The sequence below is a fragment of the Rhizobium sp. CFBP 8752 genome, from assembly GCF_014842035.1.
Lineage (GTDB): Bacteria > Pseudomonadota > Alphaproteobacteria > Rhizobiales > Rhizobiaceae > Neorhizobium > Neorhizobium soli.
Genome location: NZ_JACYUZ010000001.1, coordinates 1,116,021 through 1,142,140, shown reverse-complemented (window position 1 = coordinate 1,142,140; position 26,120 = coordinate 1,116,021). Strand labels below are relative to the sequence as shown.

Here is a 26,120-nt window from a genome sequence, read left to right as displayed (position 1 = left end):
CGATAATCTCCTTCAACCACAGATGGAGGAGGTGGAAATTGACACTGACAAATAGGGATGCATCGCTGGTACTGGGGATGTCGGCAAGGGGCGACAAGAAACACGACATCGCCGCCTGGTTCGGCGAGAACCAGGCACGGATTGCCGAAGTTGAGCAGGGACAATTTGGGAGCGTCGCAGCCGCGCCTGCCAATGAGCTTCCTCCGAAGGGTGCGCCTGGTCCCAAAGGGCGACGTCTTCGGGGCAAGGTGACAAAAGCTGTCGAAGCGCTTGAGAAGAATGACGTTCCGGCTGCGATGGAGCTACTCAAGGATGGCCTTGCCGACTTCGCAAAAAATGAGGCCTAGAGATAGTCTCTAGGGCGCTCCAGTAGTTTGCGACAAGGCGGTATCCAGGCAAGCCGAGGACCGGTTCGGTCTTCGGCCTTATTCCAGACAAACCATGCGTATCCGGTCGCCGTGGAAGCTTTTTGATCTACGCGCCCTTTTACCATCGGAACACGCTCCGAAAACTGGGCGAAAACGGACGGCGGCTTATGCCGAAAGATCGTTTCATACCTCCCAATGCTTTCGAGAAAGACCGTCCTTGCGAGAATCGCCACTCCGATCCTCGCCACATCCAGAGCCTGGAGAACGAATTCTTCTGCCAAACGGAACGGCGGGTTGGTGATGACCCAGTCATAGGAGTTGCGCCGACAGGGCAAAGTCAAAAAGTCTTGGATCGGGGCAAAACCATAATCGTATGCATCCGCTGAATCCACCGATGAGAAATACTCTGCCAACGGACGGCTCATGTAACCCCTGCCACAGGCCGGTTCCAGACAAGATAGAGGTTTGACACCCTCTGTGCCGACAACGTGCTCAATGAGCGCCCTAGTGGCCCATGGCGGCGTTGGAAAGTCGTCTGGGCTGTCGGCGGCCTCGTGCCTTTGTGCCATCACAGCGTGGGATATGTTTTGCATTTCTGGTTCCTGTGAGGCTTGACCGCTGACAGCGGTGGCATGCCATAAATGCCTTTTACCCAAAATAACATCGCTACTTTGTTTGAACCTGATTGCTTCAGCTATTGCGGCCGATAAATTTCCGGACAATCCTTGGTGTAGGCACAAATCTACTAGGGGCCTACGGCTGCCAGCCATGCCTTCGTGAACACGAAGTCAGCAGGCCAGGGGGCTCTGCCCCCGTGGACCCCCAAAGAAGTTAACATTGACCAAGAGCGCAATTGTAAAAATTCGAATTTCAGATGTCGACAAAGTGCGGCTGGAGCGTTTTGCGGATGCAGCCGGGAAATCCGTCTCGGAGATCGTCCGTTCTGCCATTGACGAAACCACACAAGGACGGGTTGCCGGTCAACAGCGGCGCGAGAATATTGCGAAACTGCGCCGTTCAACGAACCAGATGCTTGATGCTTTCACAGGAAAGCCCATCGATATCCCGAGGCTGAGGGAAATCGCGGCGCAGGTTCGTAAAGACGCAGTCAGGGTTCTGGCATGATCTGCGACATGATTATCAAAGCTATTCGATTTCGGACTAAGTCGAGCGTTACCAGGCTGATCAGTCATCTTCAAAACGGCGACGACAACGAGGTTGTGAAGTTCCTCAGCGGGACGTCTACGGATATCACCGACATGCATCGGGATGCATTGGCGAAGCGCTCAACATACTCGATCCGACATTGGATTATCAGTCCACATGAGGCCACAACTAGGGTGCAGATGCGCGAAGTAGTGACAATGATCGCCAAAGAGTTTGATTTCGATCCAGCGCGAGCGGTCATAGTTGAACATGTGAAAGGGCGTGCAACGGCGGATGCCCACAACGTACATTGGCACTTCCTTGTTGGTGAGGTTGATCCCGTCACGCGCAAAACGCTCCGGTGTTCATTTGATCGTATCGTGCACGAGCTTATAGCTCGTTGGTCGGAATTCAAATTTGGGCACCGTTTTACTCAGGGAGCCCATACACGATCAGTTGTCGCTGGACTGCAACAACGCGGCGCTGTCGATGCCGCCAGAAGCGTTGCAGGCCAACTTTGTGGATCGGAGCCAACATCAAAAGAGGCCTTTACGAATGAGCAACATCAAGCCGCGAAGCGCGTCGGAAACGATGTCCCAGCCATTAGGCAGGCCGTGAAGCACGCCTTGGCCACGGCGTCCAAAAGAGCCGAGCTGGAAGCCACTTTGGCCGCGTCAGAGCTGCAGATCATGGCTGGAGATAAGCCTTCCACATGGATCGTGACCGACATGGACGGACAGTTCATTGGCTCGCTTGCACGACTAGCTGGAAAGAAAAAATCTGAAATCGATAAAATAATGAAAGGTGTGGACGATGAGCCAGCCAACGACAAACCCGACAATCGAACAGGCAATTCTCGCCGAAGCGAGGGCCATCCGCAGCCTCCTTCAACCAGCAAACGACCAGCAAATGCCCGGCCCGAACGTTCTGATACAGATACAAGTCAAAATCTTGGAAGCTCTCGAAAACGTACTGAGCCAGGTCGAACGGCTAAACCAGAGACTGAATTGCCCGACGCTGTCACCTCCAGCCCCATAGGCTGGCTCAGTTGTCTTAATGGCTACAATGATCAGCTTTCTCTGCTGATGGGCAAGGTCAACGTTTTGGCCATGACACCGGAGGAGCGCATTGCTGTGTCCCTTTGGGAGATTGAGGAACAGGCGAGAGCTGATCTCAATCGCCGAATTCCCGACTTCAAAGCTTCCGAAAAGACGACGCGCATGCGTGGCGAAGTTGCTGACCTGGAGAAGAGTCTCGGAAAAAAATGGGACATACTTTTCGATGCCGAGCGACGACTTGCGAAGGCCCCTCGTCCGCGATGGTGGCATTACCTATTAGGAATTTCTTTTATGGTTGAGCGGCAGCAGCGGCAATGCATGTCAGCGGTTCAGCAAGCCTCCAAGGCGATGGAGTCCTGTAACCGAGACCTGGAGGCGTTGAAGACAAAGCTGGTCCTTCAGGAGCTTAAGGACAAACAGAAGCATGAGAACCTTGTTCGGGATATAACAGAGCGTAGGCGAGCAGCCGGTCCAGCACTCGAACAGGTGGAGGCTGCCAATGATCTCATTCGCATCCATCCGGCAGTTGCAGTCTACGACCTAAGTTTCCTTTTAGCCCGTTCGATTAAAAAATTGGACGAAGACAAAAGGCTTAAAGCTCAGATCGATATATCCGTTCAGAACGAGGGGTTTGGCTACGGGAGATAGCCCTAACGACTGCCTCCAATCAGGTGTGGATTACCACACGAAAGGAATCCCCTAGTTTTCAAACGAGCTTCACTAACGATATTCCCTAACGCTAGTGAAGTTCGTTAGTGAACTGCGTTTGAGATTTAGTGAATTGAATCTATTTATGTTTTCGTTTCATTTTTTTGTTGCCACATCTTTTTTTTTGCATCAGCCTTTCTTCATCGAAACAGCGCGATCCAGATGCGCACGATGAACGATGACTAAACGAAACTCCATATCCAAGGCCGAGATTTGCCGAGCCGCAGACATAGCTAGAAAAGAACACGTAACAATCGAAATAGAATGTGGCGGCAGGATAATACGTGTCAGCCCACTAGCCCATCAGATCGGAAATTCGAGTGGCCTACCGATCTTACGAGGGGGAGTAGTGCTTTAATGCCTAGACCACTTCCGCTGTACGTCGTCAGAGAGATTTCCCGGCATGGCAAAATTGTCTTTTATTTCCGAGTAGACAAGGGGCCGCGAATTCGCCTGCCTGGAATTCCAGGCTCGAAGGAGTTCAAGGCAGCATACGCTTATGCTCTGCGCGGGCAAAAACTGGAATATGTGAAAACGGTCGAAAAACCGCTCTCAATTCGGTGGTTGGTGCATCAATATATGCACAGCGATACGTGGGCGCTACTAAGCGTCGCGACTAGAAAGCAACGCGGCCTTTTCTACGCTCAAATCGTAGAGGCCAGTGGCGACATCGACTACCGGCGAATCCAGACGAGCGACATCAGTAAAGCCGTGGAGCGCCGGGCAAGAACGCCAGCCCTGGCAAACAATTTCCTCAAGGCACTGAGAGCCTTGTTCAAATGGGCTGTAAAACAAGGCCACTTGGATAACAATCCGGCGTCAAGCGTTGAGCGCGTTAAACATACGTCCGAGGGATTTCCAATTTGGACGGACCACGAGATTCGCCTATTCACTCAACGATGGCCTATCGGTTCGCGTGAGCGTCTGGCTTTCGAACTTATCCTGGCATCTGGCCTAAGGCGCTCAGACATTGTTCGGCTTGGCAAACAACATATGGCAAATGAGACCGTTCGAATAAAAACGGTAAAAACCAACACGGCTGTTACGCTTGACTTCTCTAAGCGATTAATCGGCTTGATCGACGGTTCAGAAAAGGGCGATCTTGCTTTGATCGTTGGAAAAAGAGGGTTGCCGCTGACAAAAGAAAGCTTCGGCAACTATTTTCGCAGCGCTTGTCGCGCCGCAGGTGTCCATAAAAGCGCTCATGGTCTTCGAAAATACAGTGCAACGATGGCCGCAAACGCTGGTGCGACAGCCCATCAGTTGATGGCGATGTTTGGATGGGCAACCATCGATCAAGCGGAAGTTTACACCAAAAAGGCTGACCGTGAACGTCTCGGTAAGGCGACATCGCGTCTCGTCGCAGAACATTTCGAGACCGAGATAGCCCCGCACCTCGATATCGGTGCGGGCAAGAACCAAAAAAATACAACGAAATCATAAGGATAGAAATTGAGTGGTGGGCCCGGAGAGACTCGAACTCCCAACCAAGCGGTTATGAGCCGCCGGCTCTAACCATTGAGCTACAGGCCCTGCCCTTTGAAGGCATGACGACTGGCGCAATGGTTCGCCGGTCGCAAGGGTCCGTCTAGCTCAAATTGTGAGCGCTCACAAGGCCTCGCCGCAATAGGTTCACAATCACACGTCACCTAGAGGGTGTTCGGCTTTCAACTCAGGCATTTGGCCGGGATCGTCGAGGTCGGACAACCAGTATCAAAGGAGACACAATGCGCCGTTTGCCCACCGCCCCTTCTCTCGCGCCGGCTTTCCTAGCCCTTGCCCTCGGCACGGCCTTCCTCCCGCTGTCGCCGTTTTCGGCAACGGGCGCCTCTGCGCAGGAAGCCCGCACGCCGCGCGAACCGATCATCAGCGTGTCCGGTGAGGGCAAGGCCGCGGTCGCGCCCGATATGGCGATCCTGTCGCTTGCCGTCGTGAGGCAGGCAAAGACCGCCGATGCGGCCGTCTCCGCCAACAACACGGCAATGAGCGAAGTGCTCGCCGCCATCAAGGCTGAAGGCATTGCCGATCGCGACGTCCAGACCAGCAGCTTTGCGATCTACCCGCAATATCGCCAGGTAGCCCCGAAGGACGGCATCGAGCCGCCGCAGGAAATTATCGGTTACGAAGTGTCCAACACGCTGACGCTTAAGGTGCGCGATCTCGAAAAGCTCGGCGGACTGATCGACAAGACGGTCAAGCTCGGTGTCAACCAGGGCGGACAGATCGAGTTCACGAATACCAATACCGACGAAGTGATGACGCATGCGCGCAAGGCAGCCGTTGCCGAAGCGCTCGCCAAGGCAAAGACGCTGACGGAAGCTGCCGGCGTCAAGCTTGGCCGCATCATGGAGATCAGCGAGAATTCGGCACCGCCCATGGCCCCGCCGATGATGCGCATGACAATGGCAAAGGATTCCGGCAACGGCGTTCCGGTGGCGGCCGGCGAGACCAGCTACACGGTCAACGTCAACGTCGTGTTCTCCATCGATCCCTGATCGGATCGCTTCAACGACAAAACCCCGCCCGGCGAATGCTGGACGGGGCTGAAGATAGACTGGGACGCTTGAGATCCGTTAGCGACGGATGAGCGGGCAGCCGCGCACGTTGGCAAACACGACCCGGTCGCGTCCGCGGCGGTCGACGCCGACGACGGTCACGCTGCGGCGGGAGATGTCGACGACGCGGGTACGGCGCAGACCCATCGCTTCGGCGCGACGTTCAGCCAAGCGCGGCGAGCAGCCGACGGGACGCATGTGGCGCGGGCGCTCATAGCGCGGCGGGTGGTGCGGACGCCAGTCGCGCTCACGGTACTGTACGAATTCCGGGCCGGCGGCGGCGGCGATTGGCGCGGACGCCGAAATCCCTGTCAGGGCGATCAAGGCTGCAAGGCCGGCCTTCGCCATCAGGCGTGTGATTGTAGTCATCTTTTGCTTCTCCTGAACCTGTCACCGGTTGTCCGGCTGTCTCGCGCCGGCCTTTCGGGCCAACGGTCGATGCAACTCTATCCAACCCAGCTGAATGCCTGCAAAACCGATCATTCAGTATTTGTTCATTTGGAAAACAACGATCATCACGACGAAAGGTGCAGCACGATCTCTCGACGGTGCGGGCTGTCGCGGTGCTCGAAGAGATAGATCCCCTGCCACGTGCCAAGCACCAGCCTGCCGCCGGATACGGGAATGCCGATCGAGACTGCCGTCAGTGCCGCCTTGATATGTGCCGGCATATCATCTGGCCCTTCCATTGTATGGCTGACCCAGCCCATCGAAGGATCATCCGACGGCGGAACGAGGCGGGAAAAGAACGCATTCAGATCGCGCTTCACGTCCGGATCGGCATTTTCCTGAATGGTCAGCGAACAGGACGTGTGGCGAACGAAGACGGTCAGCAGGCCCTCGTCGCGCCCGGCCTGGCGCACGAAGCGTTCGGCTTCATCCGTGAACTCGTATAGCCCTTGGCCTCTGGTCGAAATCTGGATCGCGGTCTGCGGCATCGAAATTCTCTTGTCTGCTTGAAGATCAAAACTCGGGAAAACCGCGCTTGCGCCATTCCGAGCGCGGCACGAGGCCACCCACATTCATCGAAAACGAAATTATTTTCGTGGCATCGGCATCGACTTCGCAGCGGAAGCTGACATCATGCCAATGCCCTTTGGCGCGAAAGCCGATATTGCGCGCCTCGAGAACCGTCCCATTGGGCAGCTTCGGTGCGGGCAAGACATCGGGATTGTAGGCGGGCGAGCCGTTCTGAAGTTGCGCGCTGAGTTCCGACGAGCACAGCTGCCCTGCGCGAACGCCGCGCGGAATACCGGACATCGCGACGGTCGCCAGCGTCTCGCCGGTATCGCGCGCGGAAAACAACGTTCTGACGGGCTTGAGATCGCCGGCCGTATCGGATGGTTTCGGCGGCGCCGGCTTTTGCGTCGGCACGGGTGCGGAGGAAGGCGGCCCTGTAAAGAGCCCGGCCGTCATCGCATCAGGAGACGCACCGCCGGCAGGTCCGGGCATTCCCGACGGATCGGAGCCTGGAACACTGAGCTGCGGTGGCGTCATATTGCTCGGTACCGGCGCTTCTGCTGGCGCGCCCTCGCCCTGTCCGTCGGGACCCGCCGTCTGTGCAGGCTCCTCCGGCGCTGGCGGATCGGCATCGGTCGCAGCGGGCGCTGGCGTATCCTCCGCAGCATTGCCGTCAAGCGCCTGGCGCGGACCGCTATCCTTTTCGCCAAACTGGAACACAGGCCGCAGTGCGGACATCGGCGGAGCTGACGCCTGCTTCTCCTCCTCGGCCGGTGTCTGGCTTGCAGGCGGCGGCGGCGGTGCCGGCTGCTCGGCCTTCTGCGGTGCCTCGGGCTCTTTCACTTCTTCCGGCGCCTTTTCTTCGGGCGGCTTTTCTTGAGGCTGCGGCTCTTCGGGCTTTGGTTCTTCAGGCTTGGGAGGCTGAGGTTCCGGCGGCTTCGTCTCCTCCGGCTGTTCGTCCTGCGCAGGGGAAGGCGGCGGAGCAGCTTCCGGTGCAGAAGCCTTGCTCGCCGAAATCACGGGGTCCTCGAGCGGATCTTCCTGAGGCTTCTGCTCGGGCGGCTTTTCCGGTGGCGGCTCTTCGGCCTTCGCCTCTTCCTTGAGCTTCAACGCGTCGGGCTTCTTCGCCTCCTCGACCGGCTCCGGCTTTTCCTCTTCCGGTGGCGGCACGATCTCCACCTGAACAATCTCCTCCTCGGGAGCCGCTTCGCTCGGCACCGGCAATTTGACGAGAAGCGCACCGGCAACGATCAGATGCAGAGCCACGGACGCCCCGAGCGCCGTTGCGATCACCTTCTTATGCGACGGGGCGGGAGACAAATCCGGCATGGCTCCCATGTAGGATGGTTAACGGGCGGGATCGAGGCCGACCCGATCACAACATCAATAAAAAAGCCCGGCACGTCATAACGGCCGGGCTTTTAATGGGTCTGGTCCAGCGATCAGCTGTCGAGGAACGAGCGAAGCTTGCGGCTCCGGCTCGGGTGCTTCAGCTTGCGCAGCGCCTTCGCCTCGATCTGGCGGATACGTTCGCGGGTGACCGAGAACTGCTGGCCGACTTCTTCGAGCGTGTGGTCGGTGTTCATGCCGATGCCGAAGCGCATGCGAAGAACACGTTCTTCACGCGGCGTCAGCGATGCAAGAACCCGCGTCGTCGTTTCACGAAGGTTCGCCTGAATGGCGGCATCGATCGGCAGCAGCGCGTTCTTGTCCTCGATGAAGTCACCCAGATGCGAATCCTCTTCGTCACCCACAGGGGTTTCGAGCGAAATCGGCTCCTTGGCGATCTTCAGGACCTTGCGGACCTTTTCGAGCGGCATGGCAAGCTTTTCGGCCAGCTCTTCCGGGGTCGGCTCGCGGCCGATCTCGTGCAGCATCTGGCGCGATGTCCGGACGATCTTGTTGATCGTCTCGATCATGTGCACCGGAATACGGATCGTGCGGGCCTGGTCGGCGATCGAGCGGGTAATTGCCTGCCTGATCCACCAGGTCGCATAGGTCGAGAACTTGTAACCGCGACGGTATTCGAACTTATCGACGGCCTTCATCAGGCCGATATTGCCTTCCTGGATAAGATCCAGGAACTGCAGGCCGCGGTTGGTGTATTTCTTGGCGATGGAAATCACGAGACGAAGGTTCGCCTCGACCATTTCCTTCTTGGCGATCCGCGCTTCGCGCTCGCCCTTCTGCACCATAGACACGATCCGGCGGAATTCGGTGATCGAAATACCGGTTTCGGTGGCCAGGCTCTGGATCTCCTGACGGATATCGCGAATGGCGTTGAACTCCGCCTTGGCGAAATCCTTCCAGCCGCGTGCCGACAGATTGGCAATCGACTTCATCCAGTTCGGATCAAGCTCGGCACCCTGATACTGTTCCAGGAACGAGTCGCGCTTGACGCCGTAGGATTCAGCCAGACGCAGAAGACGACCTTCGTTCTGCATCAGACGCTTGGAGATGTCGTACAGCTGTTCGACAAGGCTTTCGACGCGGTTCTGGTTCAGTGACAGCGACTTCACTGCCGTGATCAGCTCGTCCTTCAGTTCCTTGTAGCGGCGCTCCTGAGCGGAAGACAGCGTGCCGGAGGCGGCAAGCCGCTGCTCGACCTGCTGGTCCTGAAGCTTGCGCAGCTTCTTGTAGGTATCCGCGATCGTGTCGAGCGTTTCCATGACCTGCGGGCGCAGTTCCGCTTCCATGGCGGCAAGCGAAAGGTTCGACTCGTCGTCGTCCTCTTCCTCTTCTTCCAAGCCCTGGTCACCGCCAACAGCGGTGATGTCGTCATCGTTGGCAGCAGAGAAACGAGCCTTGCGGGTCTTTTCCTTTTCCTCGGCAGCCTTGCGGTCCGCCTCGATCTTTTCCGGGCTCTGGAACTGTGGCGCAGCCTTCGCCTCGGGACCCGAATAGGTCGTCTCGAGATCGATAATCTCGCGCAGCAGCGTCGTGCCTTCGTTCAGTTCGTCGCGCCAGATGATCAGCGCCTGGAACGTCAGCGGGCTTTCGCACAGACCGGCGATCATCGTCTCGCGGCCGGCCTCGATGCGCTTGGCGATCGCGATTTCGCCTTCACGCGACAGAAGCTCGACCGAGCCCATTTCGCGCAGATACATGCGGACCGGATCGTCGGTACGATCGGTGGGTTCTTTCTTCTTCGCCGTGGCAAGAGCGGTGCTGGACGTCGGGGCAAGTTCGCCGCCTTCGCTCTCTTCGCTCTCGTTGGAGTCCTCCTCCTCGGTGGTGGCCTCCTCGGCTTCTTCATCTTCAACGACGTTGATGCCCATGTCGGACAACATCGCCATCGTGTCTTCGATCTGTTCGGAAGTGACCTCTTCGGACGGAAGGACCGAGTTGAGCTCGTCCATCGTCACGTAGCCGCGCTTTTTCGCGGCTTTGATCATCTTCTTGACCGCGTCGTCAGAAAGATCGAGAAGCGGACCGTCGACCGAGCCTTCGCGCTCGGTATCGGCTTCTTCGTTTTCTTTGACTTTAGTTGCCATGTATGTCGTCGCTTTCCCTGAACGCCACTGCGCAGCGCTTCGTGGCCTGCGGCGGAGGGCAAAAGCCACACCAGCCGCGAATCAATATCCAACTCGTAACGGAATGACCTTTAACTCCCGATTACCATCGGCGACCGCTACTCGCGGGGACCGCCAGAACGAAGATGCCGAACATCGCCGCGGCGCTAGACCCACTCCACCAATATTGCCCGAAATGGTGATTCCCACAAAATAACGCTTCGTCAAGTTCTTCCAAAGCTTGTGCCCAGGAAAAGTGGAAATTACCTTACGACCATGTCCCCGTTGGCGGTACTCCCGTCATATTGAAGCCATATGTAAGCGGTGCACAATGAAAGACAAGAGCCCGCCGCCCGGTAAAAACCCTTGGCTCTACCCGAAATGCGCGGGATTGACGCCATTTTCCGATGCGTTGCAACAATACAGTGATCAATCAAGAGCTGTATAGACCACTCCACTCGCGCTGTTAATCCATCAGGCGACCAATTCAACACGGTTTAGTATCTGCGCAGCTCTCCTTTATCCGTGACTGACGGCAGCGCCCTTGACGCGTCCTGACAGAACACCGAAGCCGTCGATGATCGCTTCCTGGTTTTCAAGCCTGGAAATTTCATTCTGTACCTCCAGAAGTGCACGCAGCAGGATCTCGGCACGCTCGGCCTCGTCCTCGGTCATCTCCGCGAGTTCACGCTCCAGCTCGATCTTCTGCCAGCGGAGCTCCTTGTTTCTGGAATGCAGTGCCCGGGTCTGACGGTAGGCTTGCAGCGAATCCTGCGGATCGGCCTCTTCCGTCGCGGTCCACAGCCGCGCATTGCGGATCTGCGTGTTCATCGACTTCAACAGTTCCTCAAAGCCATTCTCGCCGAGTTCCCGTTTCAGGTCCTGCACCGTCAAACCGGCACCGGCCTGCCCGACAATAGTCAGCACGCAAGACCACATCCGCTTCAGATCGCGGTTCTCGAATTCGATCGAGGCGATCTCGTCATACTCGTTGAGCAGAAGCTGCGGATGATGGACGATGGTCAGCGCCAGCACGCTTTCGCGCAGGGCCGGAAGGTCGAGATGTCCCCGCACCAGCCCCGATCGCGTCAGGCGGTCGGAAACACCCATTCCGCGCCCCTGCTGCTGGAACGACGATCCACCCCGTCCGCCGGCCGCACCGCCTCTGCCGGACCCGCCGCCTTCGCGCTGCTGGTAGCTTTGACGACGATCGCCACCGCCGCCATTGCGCTGCGGCTGGAACAAGCCGTTGAGACGATCGCGCACATTCTGCTGGTAGTGACGGCGCACACTTTCGTCGGCAATCACGGAAACGATCTGCTTGAGCCTTGCCTCGAGTTCCGCCCGCTTTTCCGGTGTCTCGAAGGCGGCACCATTGGTTTCCCGCTGCCAGACCATCTCCGCCAGCGGACGCGCCTGCGCGATCACGCCATCGAACGGCGCCCTGCCCTCGTGCTTGACGAGATCGTCCGGATCCTTGCCGTCCGGAAGCAGCGCGAACCGCACCGAGCGGCCGGGCTTGATAGAGGGAAGTGCCAGATCCGCAGCACGGTTCGCGGCACGGATACCGGCACCATCGCCATCGAAACACAGGATCGGTTCCGGCGTCATCCGCCAAAGCAGCTCCAGCTGGTTTTCGGTCAAGGCCGTACCGAGCGGCGCGACGGCATTCTCGACGCCCACCTGGCTGAGCGCGATCACATCCATATAGCCCTCGACGGCTATGATCGTGCCCGGCTCCTTGGATCCCGGCCCTGGCTGGGCCGCCCGCCTGGCGCGGGTAAAATTGTAGAGCACCTGACCCTTGTGGAAGAGTTCGGTATCCGGCGAGTTCATGTATTTGGCCGGCGCATCCGGCGCCATCGCGCGTCCACCAAAGGCAATCACCTTGTCGCGCGACGACAGGATCGGGAACATGATGCGGTCGCGGAAATAGTCGTAGGATACGGCAATCCCCTCGCCATGACGCACCAGCCCGCAGGCCTCGATCTGCTCCTTGGCCACACCCTTGCCGGCGAGGAACTCCTTGAGCGCATTGCGGCTGTCCAGCGCATAGCCGAGCCGGAAATTCTCGATCGTGCGAGCCGTCAGTCCGCGGTCGCGAAGATAGGCGCGTGCCTTGGCGCCGGTTGGGCTCTGCAACTGGTCCTGAAAGAAGCGCGTCGCCATTTCCATGACGTCGAGAAGCGACATCCGCTCCCGTTCACGCTTTTCCGCCTGCGGATCGGGTTGCGGCATGGCGATACCAGCCATATCGGCAACCTGCTGGACGGCTTCTGGAAAGTTCAGCCCTTCCAGATCGGTCATGAAGCGGAAATGATCGCCCGACACGCCACAGCCGAAGCAGTGATAGCGGCCCTTGCGGTCCTCGCAGTGAAAGCTCGGGCTTTTCTCGCCATGGAACGGGCAGCAGGCCCAGAAATCGCCGCGCGCGGCATTGGTCTTCCTGCGATCCCAGGTGACACGACGGCCGATCACCGTCGAAATCGGCACCCGATCCCGGATCTCATCAAGAAAACTGTTTGAAAAGCGCATGTCTACCTCGCGGGCCAGAGACCATATTAATGCTCAGTGCGCAGGAATGCCAGCCCGGCCGCAAATCATGCCCGCTATTCACAGGCCGCCGCTCCCGTGACCACCGACCCGATCAACCCACAGAAATTAACGAATTGTAACTTGCGATACGCAGGTTCCCTGCATAGCGTTGAATCCGACAAGACGTGCCGTCAGTCGCCTCGACAGGCGGGTACGGCATCTGAGATTGCTCTTCAGGACGGCTGCCTGCAATGACTGCGGTCGATCGTCCTCTCCCACCGGTGGCATGTCCGCGGTCGGCCGATGGGAGGCGTAGAAGAGCAAAAGGCGGGAACTCCATGAAGGACTTCCCGCCTTTCTCGTTTTATGCGTAGCGGCTAGACCTCAGCTCAGCTGCGCCTTGATCGTGCCGGACGCCTTGGCGAAATCCATCTGGCCGGCATAGCGTTCGCGCAGAATGGCCATCACCTTGCCCATGTCCTTCATTCCAGCAGCACCGATCTCGGCGATGACGGAAGCGACGATCTCGCTCGCCTTCTCGTCGGAAATCTGTTCCGGCATGAAGGATTTGATGACGGCGATCTCTTCGCGTTCCTGTGCTGCAAGTTCCGGGCGGGCGTTGTCTTCGTAGATCTTCGCCGACTCCTCGCGCTGCTTCACCATCTTCTGCAGGATCTGCAGGATTTCGTCGTCAGTGGCAGCGTCCTTGCCGGTGCCGCGATTGGCGATGTCACGGTCCTTGATGGCGGTCTGGATCAGCCGCACGGTCGAAAGCCTGCGGGTTTCCTTCGCCTTCATCGCTTCCTTCATCGCTTCGGAAAGCTTCTCGCGCAACATGGCCTGTCTCCTTGAACGTCACTCGATCCGCAGCGGACCGATCTTTTGCGACGTCATAGATCAAGCGTGAACGGCGATCAAACGTTTTGCCGACACGGCAAAACTCACCGATTGCCGGCCTTTGCGCCCAGCTTTCTCATAAACGGCAATTGACCCGCTGTTCTGCCTTGTTTATGTCGAGGACCTGCACAACAATTGGATAGTGGGCCGCAAGCGGGTTTCCGCGCGCCCTTTTCTGCGACGAGAGATGACCTCGACACCCTGTTTTCCGTTTCGGGAAACGGGCCGCTGGGGCAGAAGGATGGATATGACCGCGACCACCCCTTGGACCACGAAAAAACCCACCGCCGTTCTCGTGCTTGCCGACGGAACCGTGATTGAAGGAACAGGCATTGGCGCGACCGGCAAGGTCACCGCCGAAGTGGTGTTCAACACCGCCCTCACCGGCTACCAGGAAATTTTGACCGATCCGTCCTATCTCAGCCAGATCGTCACCTTCACCTTCCCGCATATCGGCAATATCGGCACCAATGACGAGGACATCGAGGACCTGACGCCCGCTGCCCGCCGCGGCGCCGTCGGCACGATCTTCAAGGCCGATATCACCCAACCGTCGAACTACCGCTCGGCAAAGGATCTCGACGCCTGGCTGAAGAGCCGCGGCGTCATTGGCCTCTCTGGTATCGACACACGCGCGCTGACCTCCTGGATCCGCCAGAACGGTGCCCCGAACGCCGTGATCGCCCATGATCCGAACGGCAATTTCGACATCGAAGCGCTGAAGGCGGAAGCCAAGGCCTGGAGTGGTCTCGAAGGTCTCGACCTCGCCAAGGAAGCGACCTCCGGCCAGTCGTCGCAGTGGACCGAAAAGCCCTGGGTCTGGAACGAAGGTTCCGAGGAAGTGAAGGCCGAGGATGCCAAGTATCACATCGTCTGCATCGACTACGGCGTGAAGCGCAACATCCTGCGCCTGTTCACCGGCCTCGACTGCAAGGTCACGGTCGTCCCGGCCCAGACCTCGTCGGAAGACATTCTGGCGCTGAAGCCGGATGGCATCTTCCTGTCGAACGGCCCGGGCGATCCGGCAGCCACCGGCGCTTACGCTGTCCCTGTCATCAAGGACATCGTCAAGACCGACATCCCGACCTTTGGCATCTGCCTCGGTCACCAGATCCTCGGCCTCGCACTCGGTGCCACGACCGAAAAGATGCACCAGGGTCATCACGGCGCCAACCACCCGGTCAAGGATCACACGACCGGCAAGGTGGAGATCGTGTCGATGAACCACGGCTTCGCGGTCGACTCGAAGTCGCTGCCGCAGGGTGTTGAGGAGACTCACATTTCGCTGTTCGACGGCACCAATTGCGGTCTGCGTCTGTCCGGCAAGCCGGTCTTCTCCGTCCAGCATCACCCGGAAGCATCGCCCGGTCCGCAGGACAGCCACTACCTGTTCCGCCGCTTCATCAACATGGTGCGCGAGAACAAGGGAGAGGCAGCGCTCGCCGAGCGCTAAAACCTTCTCAAGTCACGGTTTCAATCAGATGGCCCGCTGCTCTCAGCGGGCCATTTGCTTATGACGCTGCAAAAGAATCCAGAACCGTCCGCACAGGAAGAGAGCTGCGGCGGCAAGGCCGATCACGAAACCGAACCAGACACCCTCGCCGCGATAGCCGAGCGGAAATGCGAACACCCAGGCGCAGACGAAGCCGATCGGCCAGTAGGCGATCAGCGCCAGCAGCATCGGCACTTTCGTATCCTTCAATCCGCGCAAAAGCCCGGCCCCTACGGCCTGCAGCCCGTCGACCAGCTGGAAGATGCCGGCAATGACAATCAGCGGTGTGGCGAGCGCGAGCACCGCAGCGGCGTCCGGCTGGCTGGTGTCGAGGAAAAGCCCCGCCAGCGCGCCCGGCATCACGGCGTAAAGGACACCGCCGATCGCCGTGAAGATGATGCTGACGATCAGCACGGCCCCACCGGCCCTTCGAACACCGACCATGTCGCCACGACCGTTGGCAAGACCGACCCGAACCGTTGCGACCTGCGCCAGACCCAGCGGCACCATGAAGGCGATCGAGGCAAGCTGCAGCGCAATCCCATGGGCGGCAAGCTCGAGCTTGCCGATACTGCCCATCATCAGCGAAGCCGCCGCAAACAGGCTCGTTTCGGCAAGGATCGTGAAGCTGATCGGCAGTCCGAGCAGGAAGACTTCCCGAACCATCGACCAGTCAGGCTTCCAGAAGCGCACGAAGAGTTCGTAAGCGCGCATGGCGGGCTGCGCCTGCACATAGGCAATCGCGATCAGGAAGCCGACCAGGTTGGCGGACACAGCAGCGATCGCCGCGCCATGAAGACCCAGCTGCGGCGCTCCGTAATGGCCGAAGATCAGCAGATAGGCGACGATCGCGTTCATGATGAACATGCCGATCGTGATGTAGAGAACGATCCCGCCCTTCTCCAGCCCGGTCACGAAGCTGCGCAATGCCATCAGGCCGAGCGCCGGGAACATGCCCCACTGCGCAATGCGCAGATAGCTCTGGGCATTGGCCGCGACATCGGGCGCCTGACCGAGGCCGAGCAGCATCGGTTCGCTGAACCAGAGCAGCGGCGCGACAACCGTGCAATAGGCAATCACCACCCACAGCCCCATGCGCACCGACCGGCGCACGCCGATCCGGTCGCCGTGGCCGAGCGCCTGCGCAACCAGCGGCACGACGGCGCTGGTGAACCCGGTGCCAAAGATGAACACGACGAAAAACAGCTGCGTCGCAATGACCACGGAGGCAAGTTCGGTCGTCCCAAGCCAGCCGACCAGAATGACGTCGGTCGTATGGATCGCCATCTGCGCAAGCTGGGCTCCCACCAGCGGGATGCCGAGCGCAAACGTGCCGCGCAGATGCGACGACCAGGAACGATCCGTAATGACGGCGTCATGCGGCGCAGATGCACCGGCAGTGTTCGGCAAGCCCGACATCGATAAATCCTACAAATGGAAAAAGCCGCTTCCAGAAACGGTCAGCGGCACGGTACCCTGCCTATAAAGAAGGCATCGGGGTTCATCAAGGCTCGGCACCGATCCAGCAAAAATTGTAGGGCGAAGTTCACCAACGTTGATGGGTGACGTGACAGGTCTGACGGACCGATCGATGGGAGGATGGTGCGGCGAGGATTCTCGGCCTTGTCCATCGCCGCGGGCTGGTGCCGAATGCAGCCCGGCATAGGTCCCGGCTTTGCGGAGTCTAGCACGCCCAAACCGAGAAAGTGCGGGCGATCGGTTTCGCCGCCCACACGATTTTTCGAAGATTGATCTCTCAGTCACGGCTCTGCTGCTCGCCGGAGCAGCAGAGATCACTGCTCAGACATTGCCTGAGAACGTGTCGCAGGCCTTCATGTCGCCGGTGTCGAAGCCCTGCTTGAACCAGCGCATCCGCTGCTGCGAGGTGCCATGGTTGAAGCTTTCCGGGACGACATAACCCTGACTGCGCTTCTGCAGCGTGTCGTCGCCGATCTGCTGGGCGGCGTTCAAAGCCTCCTCCAGGTCGCCGCTTTCGAGAAAGCCCTTCTGCTGGGTCCGCTTGCCCCACACGCCGGCAAAGCAGTCCGCCTGAAGCTCGACGCGAACCGACATGCGGTTGGCCTCGGTCTCGCTCATATTCTGCCGCGCCTGGTTGAATTTCGGCAATACGCCGAGCAGGTTCTGGACGTGATGCCCGACTTCATGCGCGACCACATAGGCCTCGGCAAAATCGCCTCCAGCCCCAAGCCGCTGGCTGAGTTCCTTGAAGAACTCCGTATCCAGATAAACCTTGCGGTCACCCGGGCAGTAGAACGGGCCGCTTGCCGACGACGCAAAACCGCAGGCAGACCGGACCTGACCGCCGAAGAGAACCAGCGTCGGCTCTTCGTAGCGAGCGCCGTTGCTCTGGAAAATTTCGTTCCAGGTGTCTTCGGTATCAGCAAGGACGGTGCGGACGAAACCGGTCATCTCGTCTTCAGCCGGCGTACGCGGCGCCTGCTGTGTAGTGCTGGTGCCCGTATCCATGCCGGTATCGCCGCCCGACAGAAGCGTCAGCGGATTGATGCCCGTGACCCAGCAGATGATCAGCACGACGACGATGCCGCCGATGCTCAATCCACCACCGCCACGTCCGCCGCCACCGATCGGGATGCGGAAACCGCCACCGCGGCCACCCATCGAGGCACCCCGTTGATCCTCGACATTGTCGGATTGCCGACGCCCTTTCCATTCCATATCGCACCCCAGGTTCTAATAAGTTCGGTCGGAAATGATCCTTGACGACGATATAGAACAGGCCCGCCAAATATCCATGTCGGGATGTCAGGCTGTTGGCTCAGGCGACCCTGAGCTGCGCCTTGCTGGGCAGGAACACGGTGAGAAGGCCAAGCGCCGGCAGGAAGGCGCAGATGGAATAGACAAAACTGATGCCCCTGTGGTCGGCGATGATGCCGAGCACGGCGGCGGCGATGCCACCCATGCCGAAAGCGAGCCCGAAGAAGATGCCGGCGATCATTCCCACCCGGCCAGGGACCAGCTCCTGCGCCATGACGATGATGGCCGGGAAAGACGACGCCATCAGCAGCCCAACGATACCCGACAGCACGATCGTCATCGGTAAATTGGCGAACGGCATCGCCAGCGTGAACGGCAGCACGCCGAGAATGGAGATCCAGATCACCACCTTGGAGCCGAACCGGTCGCCGATCGGACCGCCGATCAACGTGCCCAGCGCCGTCGCGCCCAGAAAGACGAACAGCATGATCTGCGACGACTGCACGGTGACGCCAAAGCGCTCGATAACGAAGAACGTGTAATAGCTGCCGATTGCCGCCATGTAAATGTTCTTCGAAAACGTCAGGATCGCCAGCACGACCAGTGCCACCATCACCGTGCGACGCGGCAGGCTGTGAATACCGAGGCTCTTCTTGCGCCCCTTGTTGGCCAGCATATGCGCCTTGTACCAGCGCGCGACCCAGGAGAGGATCACGATGCCGAGCAGCGCGATTGCCGAAAACCAGGCGACGCTGCCCTGCCCCATCGGCACGATGATGAAGGCGGCCAGCAGCGGCCCGATCGCCTGTCCGAAATTGCCGCCCACCTGAAAGGTCGCCTGCGCAAAACCATAGCGCCCGCCGGACGCAAGCCTCGCCACCCGCGACGATTCCGGATGAAACACCGCTGAGCCGATGCCGATCAGCGCAGCCGCCACCACAAGCATCAGATAGACATGCGAACCGGCGAGCAGAAACAGCCCCACAAACGTCGCCCCCATGCCGATCGGCAGCGAGTACGGAAACGGCTTCTTATCGGTGATGATGCCGATCAGCGGCTGCAGCAGCGATGCGGTGCACTGGAAGGCCAGCGTCAGAATGCCGATCTGCCAGAAGTCGAGATTGTAGTCGGCCTTGAGCATCGGATAGATCGCCGAGATCATCGACTGCATGATGTCGTTGAGCATATGGCAGAAGCTGACCGCAAAAATGATCGGCATCACCGTCTTGTCCGCCTGGGCGGGTGCATCGGCGGCGGTCGCCGCTTGCGCTATAGCGGCTTTCGAAGTGGCATCGGCCATGGTTTCCTCCGCGCAAGCGGTCGCTATCGGAGGGCCGTTGCTGCAAGTATTTTTTCTAGTCTTGTAGCTAGTTCCGTAAGCCCTGTCTGTCCATGTCAGCCAGGCGCAGATCGGTACGGTTACCCGATTTTTTGGACCGAATTACAAACGGTGCCTGATCAGCCGATGCTGCAGGAAAAGCGCTGCGGCGATTGCCGCCAAGGTGACGAGCAGTATCCAGTTCGGTCCGCCGGAAAACACGACCGCGTTCATGATTCGGCCGGGAATGAAGGTGAACAGGCCGGCGATGACGATGCCGCCGAAATACATGCCTTTCACCGCCGCCTTGTGCAGGCGGATATTGCGAGCGCGCGCCGAGGCGATCGCCTGCCAGATGTTGAAGAGCACGAAGATCGAGAGGAGATGGATCGGGCCGAAACCGTAGACCAGATCGATACCGTGGATGAAGAAGCTCGACAGCGACGTCACGGCCATCAGCATCATCCAGATACGGCCGAGCAGCCGGTGTATCGGAGTGCCCTTGCGGTTCAGAAGGATGTAGGCGCCCAGCACGGCGGCCGGCAGGACGGCGGCGACGTGGATCTGCACGGCGATCGGGGCATCAAGAAGCGGCTGAAGGTTCATGACTGACACCTGTCGAAATCATCGGAAGATTGAAGTTGCGGCCTGTTTCGGCCATGACTGATGCGACCTCAATCCAAATGGCGCAGGCGACGGACAAACTTCGTGATTTACCCGTTTTTGAGTTCCACGCTTCGTGAATTGCAGCTCTTTGTCCGATCCTGGCGCTTCTGGACGACATTTGCGCTCGTCGTCCTGATCTTCGTTTTTACCGGCCCCTACGGCACTCTGGAGAGCATGACATTGGGCGTGCGGCTCGGCTACTGGCTGATCATCCACACCATCACCTGGGCGATCGCGATTTCGCTCTCCATCTCCGCCGAAGTGCTGTTGCGCAGACATCTCAGCCATACGCTCGCGCGCATGATGGTCGGCGCGCTCGTCGCTGCATTGCCGATCGGCTTTGCGCTCGGTGTGGTCAACTATGCGTTCCGTGGCTATTGGACCGAAACGGACGGCGGCCTGCAACGGGCGCTGATCGCCCTGCCGCTCTGCGCACTATTCTGTCTGCTCACCTACGTGGTCACGCACCGCCAGATCGCTGAGGTCTCGGTTCCTGCCGCCGCACCCCAGGCCTTGACGGGCTCACCGGCCTCCGAACCCCAAATCCTTAGCCGCCTGAAACCGTATAATCGTGGCGCATTGGTCAGGCTCTCGGTCGCGGATCATTACACGGACGTGGTGACGAGCCGTGGCCACGAACTCATTTTGCTGCGCTTCGCCGACGCGTTGAAGGAACTCGACGGCACGCCAGGTCTGCAGGTTCACCGTTCGTATTGGGTGGCTGATGCGCATGTGGAAAAGCTGAGACGCGACAAGGGCAGGCTTTTCGTGGTGATGAAGGATGGTCAGGAAATTCCCGTGAGCCGCCCCAACCTGGATGCGACACGAATGCGCTTCGGGCACCTTTGAGGAATCCTGTCGATTTGCTCAATTATGGGGTTCCGTTCCCCGGCACATTTCCCTATAAGCCGCGTCTAGCCAGAAAAAACATGCGCACGCCACCCGACCGGAGCTTCACGCCCCGTGCCGGTTTTTCGCGCAGAAAAAAGTGGATAGAGATCATGCCGAAGCGCCAAGACATCAAATCGATCCTCATCATCGGGGCGGGCCCGATCGTCATCGGCCAGGCATGCGAATTCGACTATTCCGGCACCCAGGCCTGCAAGGCGCTGCGCGAAGAAGGTTACCGGGTCATCCTGGTCAACTCCAACCCGGCAACGATCATGACCGATCCGGGCCTGGCCGACGCCACCTATATCGAGCCGATCACCCCGGAAGTGGTGGCCAAGATCATCGCCAAGGAACGCCCTGACGCGCTTTTGCCGACCATGGGCGGCCAGACGGCCTTGAACACGGCGCTTTCGCTGAAGAGGATGGGCGTGCTCGACCGCTACAATGTCGAGATGATCGGCGCCAAGCCCGCCGCCATCGACATGGCCGAGGACCGCGCCCTCTTCCGCGAAGCCATGAGCCGCATTGGCCTCGAAACCCCGAAGTCGATGCTGGCCAACGCCACCGACATCAAGGATGCCGACCGCAAGACCCACGAAGCCGAGCGCAACAAGGTCAAGGCCGAACTGTCAGGCGCCGAGCTCGACAAGGCGCTCGACGCGCTCGAAAACCAGTGGAACCTTGGCGAGACCGACCGCAAGCAGCGCTATATCAGCCACGCGATGGCGATTGCAGCCCAGGCGATCGACGTCGTCGGCCTACCCGCCATCATCCGCCCGTCCTTTACCATGGGCGGCACCGGCGGCGGCATTGCCTACAATCGCTCGGAATTCTTCGAGATCATCGGCGGCGGCCTCGATGCCTCGCCGACCACCGAAGTGCTGATCGAGGAATCGGTTCTCGGCTGGAAGGAATACGAGATGGAAGTGGTCCGCGACACCGCGGATAACTGCATCATCATCTGCTCGATCGAAAACATCGACCCGATGGGCGTCCACACCGGCGACTCGATCACCGTCGCACCGGCCCTGACGCTGACCGACAAAGAATACCAGATCATGCGCAACGCATCGATCGCGGTCCTGCGCGAGATCGGTGTCGAGACCGGCGGTTCCAACGTCCAGTTCGCGGTCAACCCGGCCGATGGTCGTCTTGTCGTCATCGAAATGAACCCGCGCGTATCGCGGTCTTCGGCGCTCGCCTCCAAGGCGACAGGCTTCCCGATCGCCAAGGTCGCGGCAAAGCTTGCGGTCGGATACACGCTCGACGAACTCGACAACGACATCACCGGCGGCGCGACCCCTGCCTCGTTCGAACCGTCGATCGACTACGTCGTCACCAAGATCCCGCGCTTTGCCTTTGAGAAATTCCCGGGCGCCTCGCCGGTCCTCACCACCGCCATGAAGTCGGTCGGTGAAGTCATGGCGATCGGCCGTACCTTTGCCGAATCGCTGCAGAAGGCGCTCCGCGGTCTTGAAACCGGCCTGACCGGTCTCGACGAGATCGAGATCCCCGGCATGGAAGAGGGCGAAGGCTCCAAGAACGCCATCCGCGCCGCGATCGGCACGCCGACGCCGGACCGTCTCCGCCAGGTCGCCCAGGCTCTCCGTCTCGGTCTCTCGGAAGCCGAAGTGCATGAAGCCTGCAAGATCGACCCGTGGTTCATCGCCCAGTTCAAGGCGATCGTCGACATGGAAGCGCGCGTTCGCGAACACGGCCTGCCGGCTGACGCCGAGAACCTGCGCATGCTAAAGGCCATGGGCTTCTCCGACGCCCGCCTCGCAAGCCTGACGAAGAAGCGCCCGAAGGAAGTCGCGGAACTGCGCAATGCGTTGAACGTGCGCCCGGTCTTCAAGCGCATCGACACCTGCGCTGCCGAATTCGCCTCGCCGACCGCCTACATGTACTCGACCTACGAGACGCCGTTCGTGGGCGAACTGCGCTCGGAAGCCGAAGTCTCGACTGCCAAGAAGGTCGTCATCCTCGGCGGCGGTCCGAACCGCATCGGCCAGGGCATCGAGTTCGACTATTGCTGCTGCCACGCCGCCTTCGCCCTGAAGGATGCCGGCTACGAAGCGATCATGATCAACTGCAACCCGGAAACCGTATCGACCGACTACGACACGTCCGACCGCCTCTATTTCGAGCCGCTGACCGCAGAAGACGTCATCGAGATTCTCCGCGCGGAACAGGAGAAGGGCGAAGTCGTCGGCGTGATCGTGCAGTTCGGCGGCCAGACGCCTCTGAAGCTTGCCGAGGCGCTCGAAAAGAACGGCATCCCGATCCTCGGCACGGCGCCCGACATGATCGACTTGGCCGAAGACCGCGACCGCTTCCAGAAGCTGCTGATGAAGCTTGACCTGACGCAGCCGAACAACGGCATTGCCTACTCGGTCGAGCAGGCCCGCCTCGTGGCGTCGGAAATCGGGTTCCCGCTGGTCGTTCGCCCATCCTACGTTCTGGGCGGCCGCGCCATGCAGATCCTGCATTCGGAAAGCCAGCTGCAGAGCTACCTGCTCGATACGGTGCCGGAACTGGTGCCTGAGGACATCAAGCAGCGCTACCCGAACGACAAGACCGGCCAGATCAACACCCTGCTCGGCAAGAACCCGCTCCTGTTCGACAGCTACCTCTCCAACGCCATCGAAGTCGATGTCGACTGCCTCTGCGACGGCACCGACGTCTATGTCGCCGGTATCATGGAGCATATCGAGGAAGCCGGCATTCACTCGGGCGATAGCGCCTGCTCGCTGCCGCCGCGCACACTCTCGAGCGAAATGATCGACGAACTGGAACGCCAGGCAACGTCGATGGCCAAGGCGCTCAACGTCGTCGGCCTGATGAACGTCCAGTTCGCCATCAAGGACGGCACCGTCTACGTGCTCGAAGTCAACCCGCGTGCCTCGCGCACCGTGCCCTTCGTGGCCAAGACCATCGGCGCGCCGATCGCAAAGATCGCCGCCCGTGCCATGGCCGGCGAAAAGCTCGACGCGATCTTTGCGGCCTACGGGACCAAGCCCGATCCGCGCAACCTCAAGCACATCGCCGTCAAGGAAGCGGTCTTCCCGTTTGCCCGCTTCCCCGGAGTCGACATCCTGCTCGGACCGGAAATGCGTTCGACCGGCGAAGTGATGGGGCTCGATACGGACTTCGCACTTGCCTTTGCCAAGAGCCAGCTCGGTGCAAGCGTCGAACTGCCCCGCGACGGTGCGGTCTTCGTGTCGGTCCGCGACGACGACAAGCCACGCGTGCTGCCGGCCATCCGCATGCTGAAGGAAATAGGCTTCAAGGTCATCGCCACCGGCGGTACCGCCCGCTTCCTCGCCGAAAACGGCATCGAGTCGACCAAGATCAACAAGGTCCTGGAAGGACGCCCGCATATCGAGGATGCCATCCGCAACCGCCAAGTCCAGCTCGTCATCAACACGACGGATAGTAACAAGGCGATCTCGGACTCGAAATCGCTGCGCCGTGCAACGCTGATGCAGAAGGTGCCGTATTACACGACGATATCAGGTGCCGAATCCGCTGCGATGGCGATCAAGGCGCTGAAGGCCGGCAATCTCGAAGTGCGGACGCTGCAAAGCTACTTCGCATAACACTCTCCAACGGGCGCCTCAGGCGCCCGTTTTCTTTGCTGGCCCCCGCGGTTGCCCGATCCTGAGACGTGCGGTAAATCCGCAAGCCGATATCTGGGAGAGGAACGATGCAGACGCCGTCGCAACATCCGGGCCACGAGCCTGCCGGTCGCCGGGAATGGATCGGTGCCTACGTCCTGTCGATCGCCTGCCTGATCTACTCGATGGACTTGTCCATCCTGTTTCTCGCCGTCCCCGCGATCGTCGTGGATCTCGATCCGTCCGCGTCCGAACTGCTCTGGATCAACGACATCTACGGCTTCATGGTCGCCGGTTTTCTCGTCACCATGGGCACGCTCGGAGACCGGATCGGCCGCCGCCGCGTGCTGCTGATCGGCGCATTCGCCTTCGGGATCGCCTCGGCACTTGCCGCCTTCTCATCGACAGCGCAGCAACTCATCGCCGCCCGTGCGCTTCTCGGCATTGCCGGCGCGACGATCGCGCCCTCGACCCTGTCGCTGATCGTCAACCTCTTCAAGAACGAAGCCGAGCGAAACCGGGCGATCGGCATCTGGGGAACAGCTTTCGCACTGGGCGGACTAATTGGCCCGCTCCTCGGCGGCTTTCTCCTGCAGTATTTTCACTGGGGCTCGGTGTTTCTCATCAACATTCCGATCATGCTGGTGCTTCTGGTCGTCGCCCCGTTCCTATTGCCGGAATACAAGAGCCCGGAAAGTGCCAAGCTCGATCTCGTCAGCGTCGTCCTGTCGCTCGCGACCGTGCTGCCGGTGATCTACGGCTTCAAGCACATGGCGGCAGATGGGTTCCAGAGCCAGCATCTGATCCCGATCGCGGTCGGCGTTGCGTTCGGCTACCTGTTCATCCGCCGTCAGAAGCGCCTGACGCAGCCTCTGATCGACCTCAAGCTGTTTGCCATCCCCGCCTTCACCGCCTCGCTTCTCGTCAATCTCGCGGGCATGTTCTTCGTCTTCGGGGTGTTTCTCTACCAGAACCTCTTCCTGCAGTTCGTGCTCGGCCTGTCGCCGCTCGAAGCCGCCCTCTGGTCGATCCCGTCATCGATCGTCTTCACCGTCATGTCGCTGCAGGCCTACCGGTTCACCAACCGGTTCGGCCCGGTCAACACCGTCCTCATCGGTCTCGTCATCAACGCGGCCGGCATGTTGTCCATGTCGATCGCTGCCTACTCGGAGAGCCTCTACGGCGTCCTCGGCTCGACCATGATCATCGCGATCGGCTTCGTGCCCGTCGTTCTGACGACGACTGGCCTGATCGTTGGCACGGCGCCACCGGAACGCTCCGGCTCGGCCTCGGCGATTTCCGAAACCAGCGCCGAATTCGGCGGCGCCCTCGGTGTCGCCCTTCTCGGCAGCTTCGGGACACTGGTCTATCGCATTCTAATGGATGGCGCGGATGTGGCCGGCCTCGACCCGGCCCAGGCGGCGACGGTCAGGGCGACCATCGGCGGCGCCGTCGAGACGGCCCGCGGGCTCGGCGGAAGCGCTCTTCAGGCAGGCGAAGGCCCGGTCTGGCTGGAGGCCGCCCGGCAATCCTTCTCGACGGGTTTTGCCAGCTGCTGCCTCCTCGCCTCACTGGTCCTGCTTATCCTCGCAGCGACCGCCCGCAGGATCTACGCCCGCGCCCATATCGACGAAAGCGCGATCGGCTCGGGACACTGAGCG

Annotated in this window: 20 protein-coding genes and 1 tRNA gene; 9 read left to right on the top strand and 12 right to left on the bottom strand. The window is 59.9% G+C overall.

Annotation, left to right across the window (positions count from 1 at the left end; translation table 11 throughout):
- Positions 1–38: 38 nt before the first annotated feature.
- Positions 39–347, top strand: a complete 309-nt coding sequence (locus IFT59_RS05460) for a hypothetical protein (RefSeq protein ID WP_192086289.1) — start codon at positions 39–41, stop codon at positions 345–347.
- Here IFT59_RS05460 and IFT59_RS05455 read toward each other — a convergent pair.
- Positions 344–793 carry a class I SAM-dependent methyltransferase gene (locus tag IFT59_RS05455; RefSeq protein WP_249407494.1) on the bottom strand — a complete coding sequence of 150 codons (450 nt, stop codon included), beginning with the start codon at positions 791–793 and terminating at the stop codon, positions 344–346. The genes IFT59_RS05460 and IFT59_RS05455 overlap by 4 nt on opposite strands.
- Before the next feature lie 412 nt (positions 794–1,205).
- Between IFT59_RS05455 and IFT59_RS05450 the strand changes: the two genes are divergently transcribed.
- The 3 genes from IFT59_RS05450 to IFT59_RS05440 all read left to right on the top strand — a co-directional run bounded on the left by IFT59_RS05450 (position 1,206) and on the right by IFT59_RS05440 (position 4,723).
- Positions 1,206–1,493, top strand: coding sequence for a hypothetical protein (locus IFT59_RS05450; RefSeq protein ID WP_192086287.1), 288 nt, complete (start codon positions 1,206–1,208; stop codon positions 1,491–1,493).
- Positions 1,490–3,220, top strand: coding sequence for a relaxase/mobilization nuclease domain-containing protein (locus IFT59_RS05445; protein WP_192086286.1), 1,731 nt, complete (start codon positions 1,490–1,492; stop codon positions 3,218–3,220). The genes IFT59_RS05450 and IFT59_RS05445 overlap by 4 nt, the downstream gene beginning before the upstream one ends.
- Before the next feature lie 417 nt (positions 3,221–3,637).
- Positions 3,638–4,723 carry a tyrosine-type recombinase/integrase gene (locus tag IFT59_RS05440; RefSeq protein ID WP_192086285.1) on the top strand — a complete coding sequence of 362 codons (1,086 nt, stop codon included), beginning with the start codon at positions 3,638–3,640 and terminating at the stop codon, positions 4,721–4,723.
- A 14-nt stretch (positions 4,724–4,737) separates the two neighbouring features.
- On the opposite strand, the gene IFT59_RS05435 is transcribed toward IFT59_RS05440, so the two are convergent.
- Positions 4,738–4,813, bottom strand: a tRNA-Ile gene (locus IFT59_RS05435).
- Positions 4,814–5,007: 194 nt separating this feature from the next.
- On the opposite strand from IFT59_RS05435, the gene IFT59_RS05430 reads away from it, so the two are divergent.
- Positions 5,008–5,775 (top strand): SIMPL domain-containing protein, encoded by a 768-nt coding sequence (locus IFT59_RS05430; RefSeq protein WP_192086284.1) that lies wholly within the window; start codon positions 5,008–5,010, stop codon positions 5,773–5,775.
- Between the two features lie 78 nt (positions 5,776–5,853).
- On the opposite strand, the gene IFT59_RS05425 is transcribed toward IFT59_RS05430, so the two are convergent.
- The 6 genes from IFT59_RS05425 to IFT59_RS05400 form a co-directional block, all read right to left on the bottom strand.
- Positions 5,854–6,195, bottom strand: coding sequence for a hypothetical protein (locus IFT59_RS05425; protein WP_092661070.1), 342 nt, complete (start codon positions 6,193–6,195; stop codon positions 5,854–5,856).
- A gap of 155 nt (positions 6,196–6,350) precedes the next feature.
- Positions 6,351–6,773 (bottom strand): secondary thiamine-phosphate synthase enzyme YjbQ, encoded by a 423-nt coding sequence (locus IFT59_RS05420; RefSeq protein ID WP_192086283.1) that lies wholly within the window; start codon positions 6,771–6,773, stop codon positions 6,351–6,353.
- A 25-nt stretch (positions 6,774–6,798) separates the two neighbouring features.
- Entirely contained in the window at positions 6,799–8,124 is a 1,326-nt protein-coding gene (locus tag IFT59_RS05415; protein WP_192086282.1) for a DUF930 domain-containing protein, read from the bottom strand.
- Positions 8,125–8,237: 113 nt separating this feature from the next.
- Entirely contained in the window at positions 8,238–10,289 is a 2,052-nt protein-coding gene (gene rpoD, locus IFT59_RS05410) for an RNA polymerase sigma factor RpoD (protein ID WP_062455900.1), read from the bottom strand.
- A 537-nt stretch (positions 10,290–10,826) separates the two neighbouring features.
- Complete coding sequence (gene dnaG / locus IFT59_RS05405) at positions 10,827–12,842, bottom strand: DNA primase (protein ID WP_192086281.1); 2,016 nt, start codon at positions 12,840–12,842, stop codon at positions 10,827–10,829.
- A 384-nt stretch (positions 12,843–13,226) separates the two neighbouring features.
- Complete coding sequence (locus IFT59_RS05400) at positions 13,227–13,679, bottom strand: GatB/YqeY domain-containing protein (protein ID WP_062455897.1); 453 nt, start codon at positions 13,677–13,679, stop codon at positions 13,227–13,229.
- 307 nt (positions 13,680–13,986) lie between these two features.
- Here IFT59_RS05400 and carA point away from each other — a divergent pair, with 307 nt between their 5' ends.
- Positions 13,987–15,192, top strand: coding sequence for a glutamine-hydrolyzing carbamoyl-phosphate synthase small subunit (carA, locus tag IFT59_RS05395; protein ID WP_192086280.1), 1,206 nt, complete (start codon positions 13,987–13,989; stop codon positions 15,190–15,192).
- A 42-nt stretch (positions 15,193–15,234) separates the two neighbouring features.
- Here carA and IFT59_RS05390 read toward each other — a convergent pair whose 3' ends face one another.
- The 4 genes from IFT59_RS05390 to IFT59_RS05375 form a co-directional block, all read right to left on the bottom strand.
- On the bottom strand, positions 15,235–16,650 hold the full coding sequence (locus tag IFT59_RS05390) for an MATE family efflux transporter (RefSeq protein ID WP_082476280.1): 1,416 nt from the start codon (positions 16,648–16,650) through the stop codon (positions 15,235–15,237).
- A gap of 381 nt (positions 16,651–17,031) precedes the next feature.
- Positions 17,032–17,928 carry a KPN_02809 family neutral zinc metallopeptidase gene (gene ypfJ, locus IFT59_RS05385; RefSeq protein WP_062576881.1) on the bottom strand — a complete coding sequence of 299 codons (897 nt, stop codon included), beginning with the start codon at positions 17,926–17,928 and terminating at the stop codon, positions 17,032–17,034.
- 100 nt (positions 17,929–18,028) lie between these two features.
- Positions 18,029–19,267, bottom strand: a complete 1,239-nt coding sequence (locus IFT59_RS05380) for an MFS transporter (protein ID WP_192086279.1) — start codon at positions 19,265–19,267, stop codon at positions 18,029–18,031.
- A 141-nt stretch (positions 19,268–19,408) separates the two neighbouring features.
- Positions 19,409–19,891 (bottom strand): DUF2306 domain-containing protein, encoded by a 483-nt coding sequence (locus IFT59_RS05375; protein ID WP_184653514.1) that lies wholly within the window; start codon positions 19,889–19,891, stop codon positions 19,409–19,411.
- Positions 19,892–19,993: 102 nt separating this feature from the next.
- Here IFT59_RS05375 and IFT59_RS05370 point away from each other — a divergent pair, with 102 nt between their 5' ends.
- The 3 genes from IFT59_RS05370 to IFT59_RS05360 all read left to right on the top strand — a co-directional run bounded on the left by IFT59_RS05370 (position 19,994) and on the right by IFT59_RS05360 (position 26,117).
- Entirely contained in the window at positions 19,994–20,800 is an 807-nt protein-coding gene (locus IFT59_RS05370; protein WP_192086278.1) for a LytTR family transcriptional regulator DNA-binding domain-containing protein, read from the top strand.
- A gap of 152 nt (positions 20,801–20,952) precedes the next feature.
- Positions 20,953–24,441: a carbamoyl-phosphate synthase large subunit gene (gene carB, locus IFT59_RS05365; protein ID WP_192086277.1), complete on the top strand. Its 3,489-nt coding sequence runs from the start codon at positions 20,953–20,955 to the stop codon at positions 24,439–24,441.
- Between the two features lie 107 nt (positions 24,442–24,548).
- Complete coding sequence (locus IFT59_RS05360) at positions 24,549–26,117, top strand: MFS transporter (protein WP_192086276.1); 1,569 nt, start codon at positions 24,549–24,551, stop codon at positions 26,115–26,117.
- The last annotated feature ends 3 nt before the right edge of the window (positions 26,118–26,120 follow it).

What these genes read in the sequence shown, in the direction of transcription:
- IFT59_RS05455 (WP_249407494.1), bottom strand. Translation starts at nt 793, where the DNA reads ATGAGCCGTCCGTTGGCAGAGTATTTCTCATCGGTGGATTCAGCGGAT.
- IFT59_RS05445 (WP_192086286.1), top strand. Translation starts at nt 1,490, where the DNA reads ATGATCTGCGACATGATTATCAAAGCTATTCGATTTCGGACTAAGTCG.
- IFT59_RS05440 (WP_192086285.1), top strand. Translation starts at nt 3,638, where the DNA reads ATGCCTAGACCACTTCCGCTGTACGTCGTCAGAGAGATTTCCCGGCAT.
- IFT59_RS05430 (WP_192086284.1), top strand. Translation starts at nt 5,008, where the DNA reads ATGCGCCGTTTGCCCACCGCCCCTTCTCTCGCGCCGGCTTTCCTAGCC.
- IFT59_RS05420 (WP_192086283.1), bottom strand. Translation starts at nt 6,773, where the DNA reads ATGCCGCAGACCGCGATCCAGATTTCGACCAGAGGCCAAGGGCTATAC.
- IFT59_RS05415 (WP_192086282.1), bottom strand. Translation starts at nt 8,124, where the DNA reads ATGCCGGATTTGTCTCCCGCCCCGTCGCATAAGAAGGTGATCGCAACG.
- rpoD (WP_062455900.1), bottom strand. Translation starts at nt 10,289, where the DNA reads ATGGCAACTAAAGTCAAAGAAAACGAAGAAGCCGATACCGAGCGCGAA.
- dnaG (WP_192086281.1), bottom strand. Translation starts at nt 12,842, where the DNA reads ATGCGCTTTTCAAACAGTTTTCTTGATGAGATCCGGGATCGGGTGCCG.
- IFT59_RS05400 (WP_062455897.1), bottom strand. Translation starts at nt 13,679, where the DNA reads ATGTTGCGCGAGAAGCTTTCCGAAGCGATGAAGGAAGCGATGAAGGCG.
- carA (WP_192086280.1), top strand. Translation starts at nt 13,987, where the DNA reads ATGACCGCGACCACCCCTTGGACCACGAAAAAACCCACCGCCGTTCTC.
- IFT59_RS05390 (WP_082476280.1), bottom strand. Translation starts at nt 16,650, where the DNA reads ATGTCGGGCTTGCCGAACACTGCCGGTGCATCTGCGCCGCATGACGCC.
- ypfJ (WP_062576881.1), bottom strand. Translation starts at nt 17,928, where the DNA reads ATGGAATGGAAAGGGCGTCGGCAATCCGACAATGTCGAGGATCAACGG.
- IFT59_RS05380 (WP_192086279.1), bottom strand. Translation starts at nt 19,267, where the DNA reads ATGGCCGATGCCACTTCGAAAGCCGCTATAGCGCAAGCGGCGACCGCC.
- IFT59_RS05375 (WP_184653514.1), bottom strand. Translation starts at nt 19,891, where the DNA reads ATGAACCTTCAGCCGCTTCTTGATGCCCCGATCGCCGTGCAGATCCAC.
- carB (WP_192086277.1), top strand. Translation starts at nt 20,953, where the DNA reads ATGCCGAAGCGCCAAGACATCAAATCGATCCTCATCATCGGGGCGGGC.
- IFT59_RS05360 (WP_192086276.1), top strand. Translation starts at nt 24,549, where the DNA reads ATGCAGACGCCGTCGCAACATCCGGGCCACGAGCCTGCCGGTCGCCGG.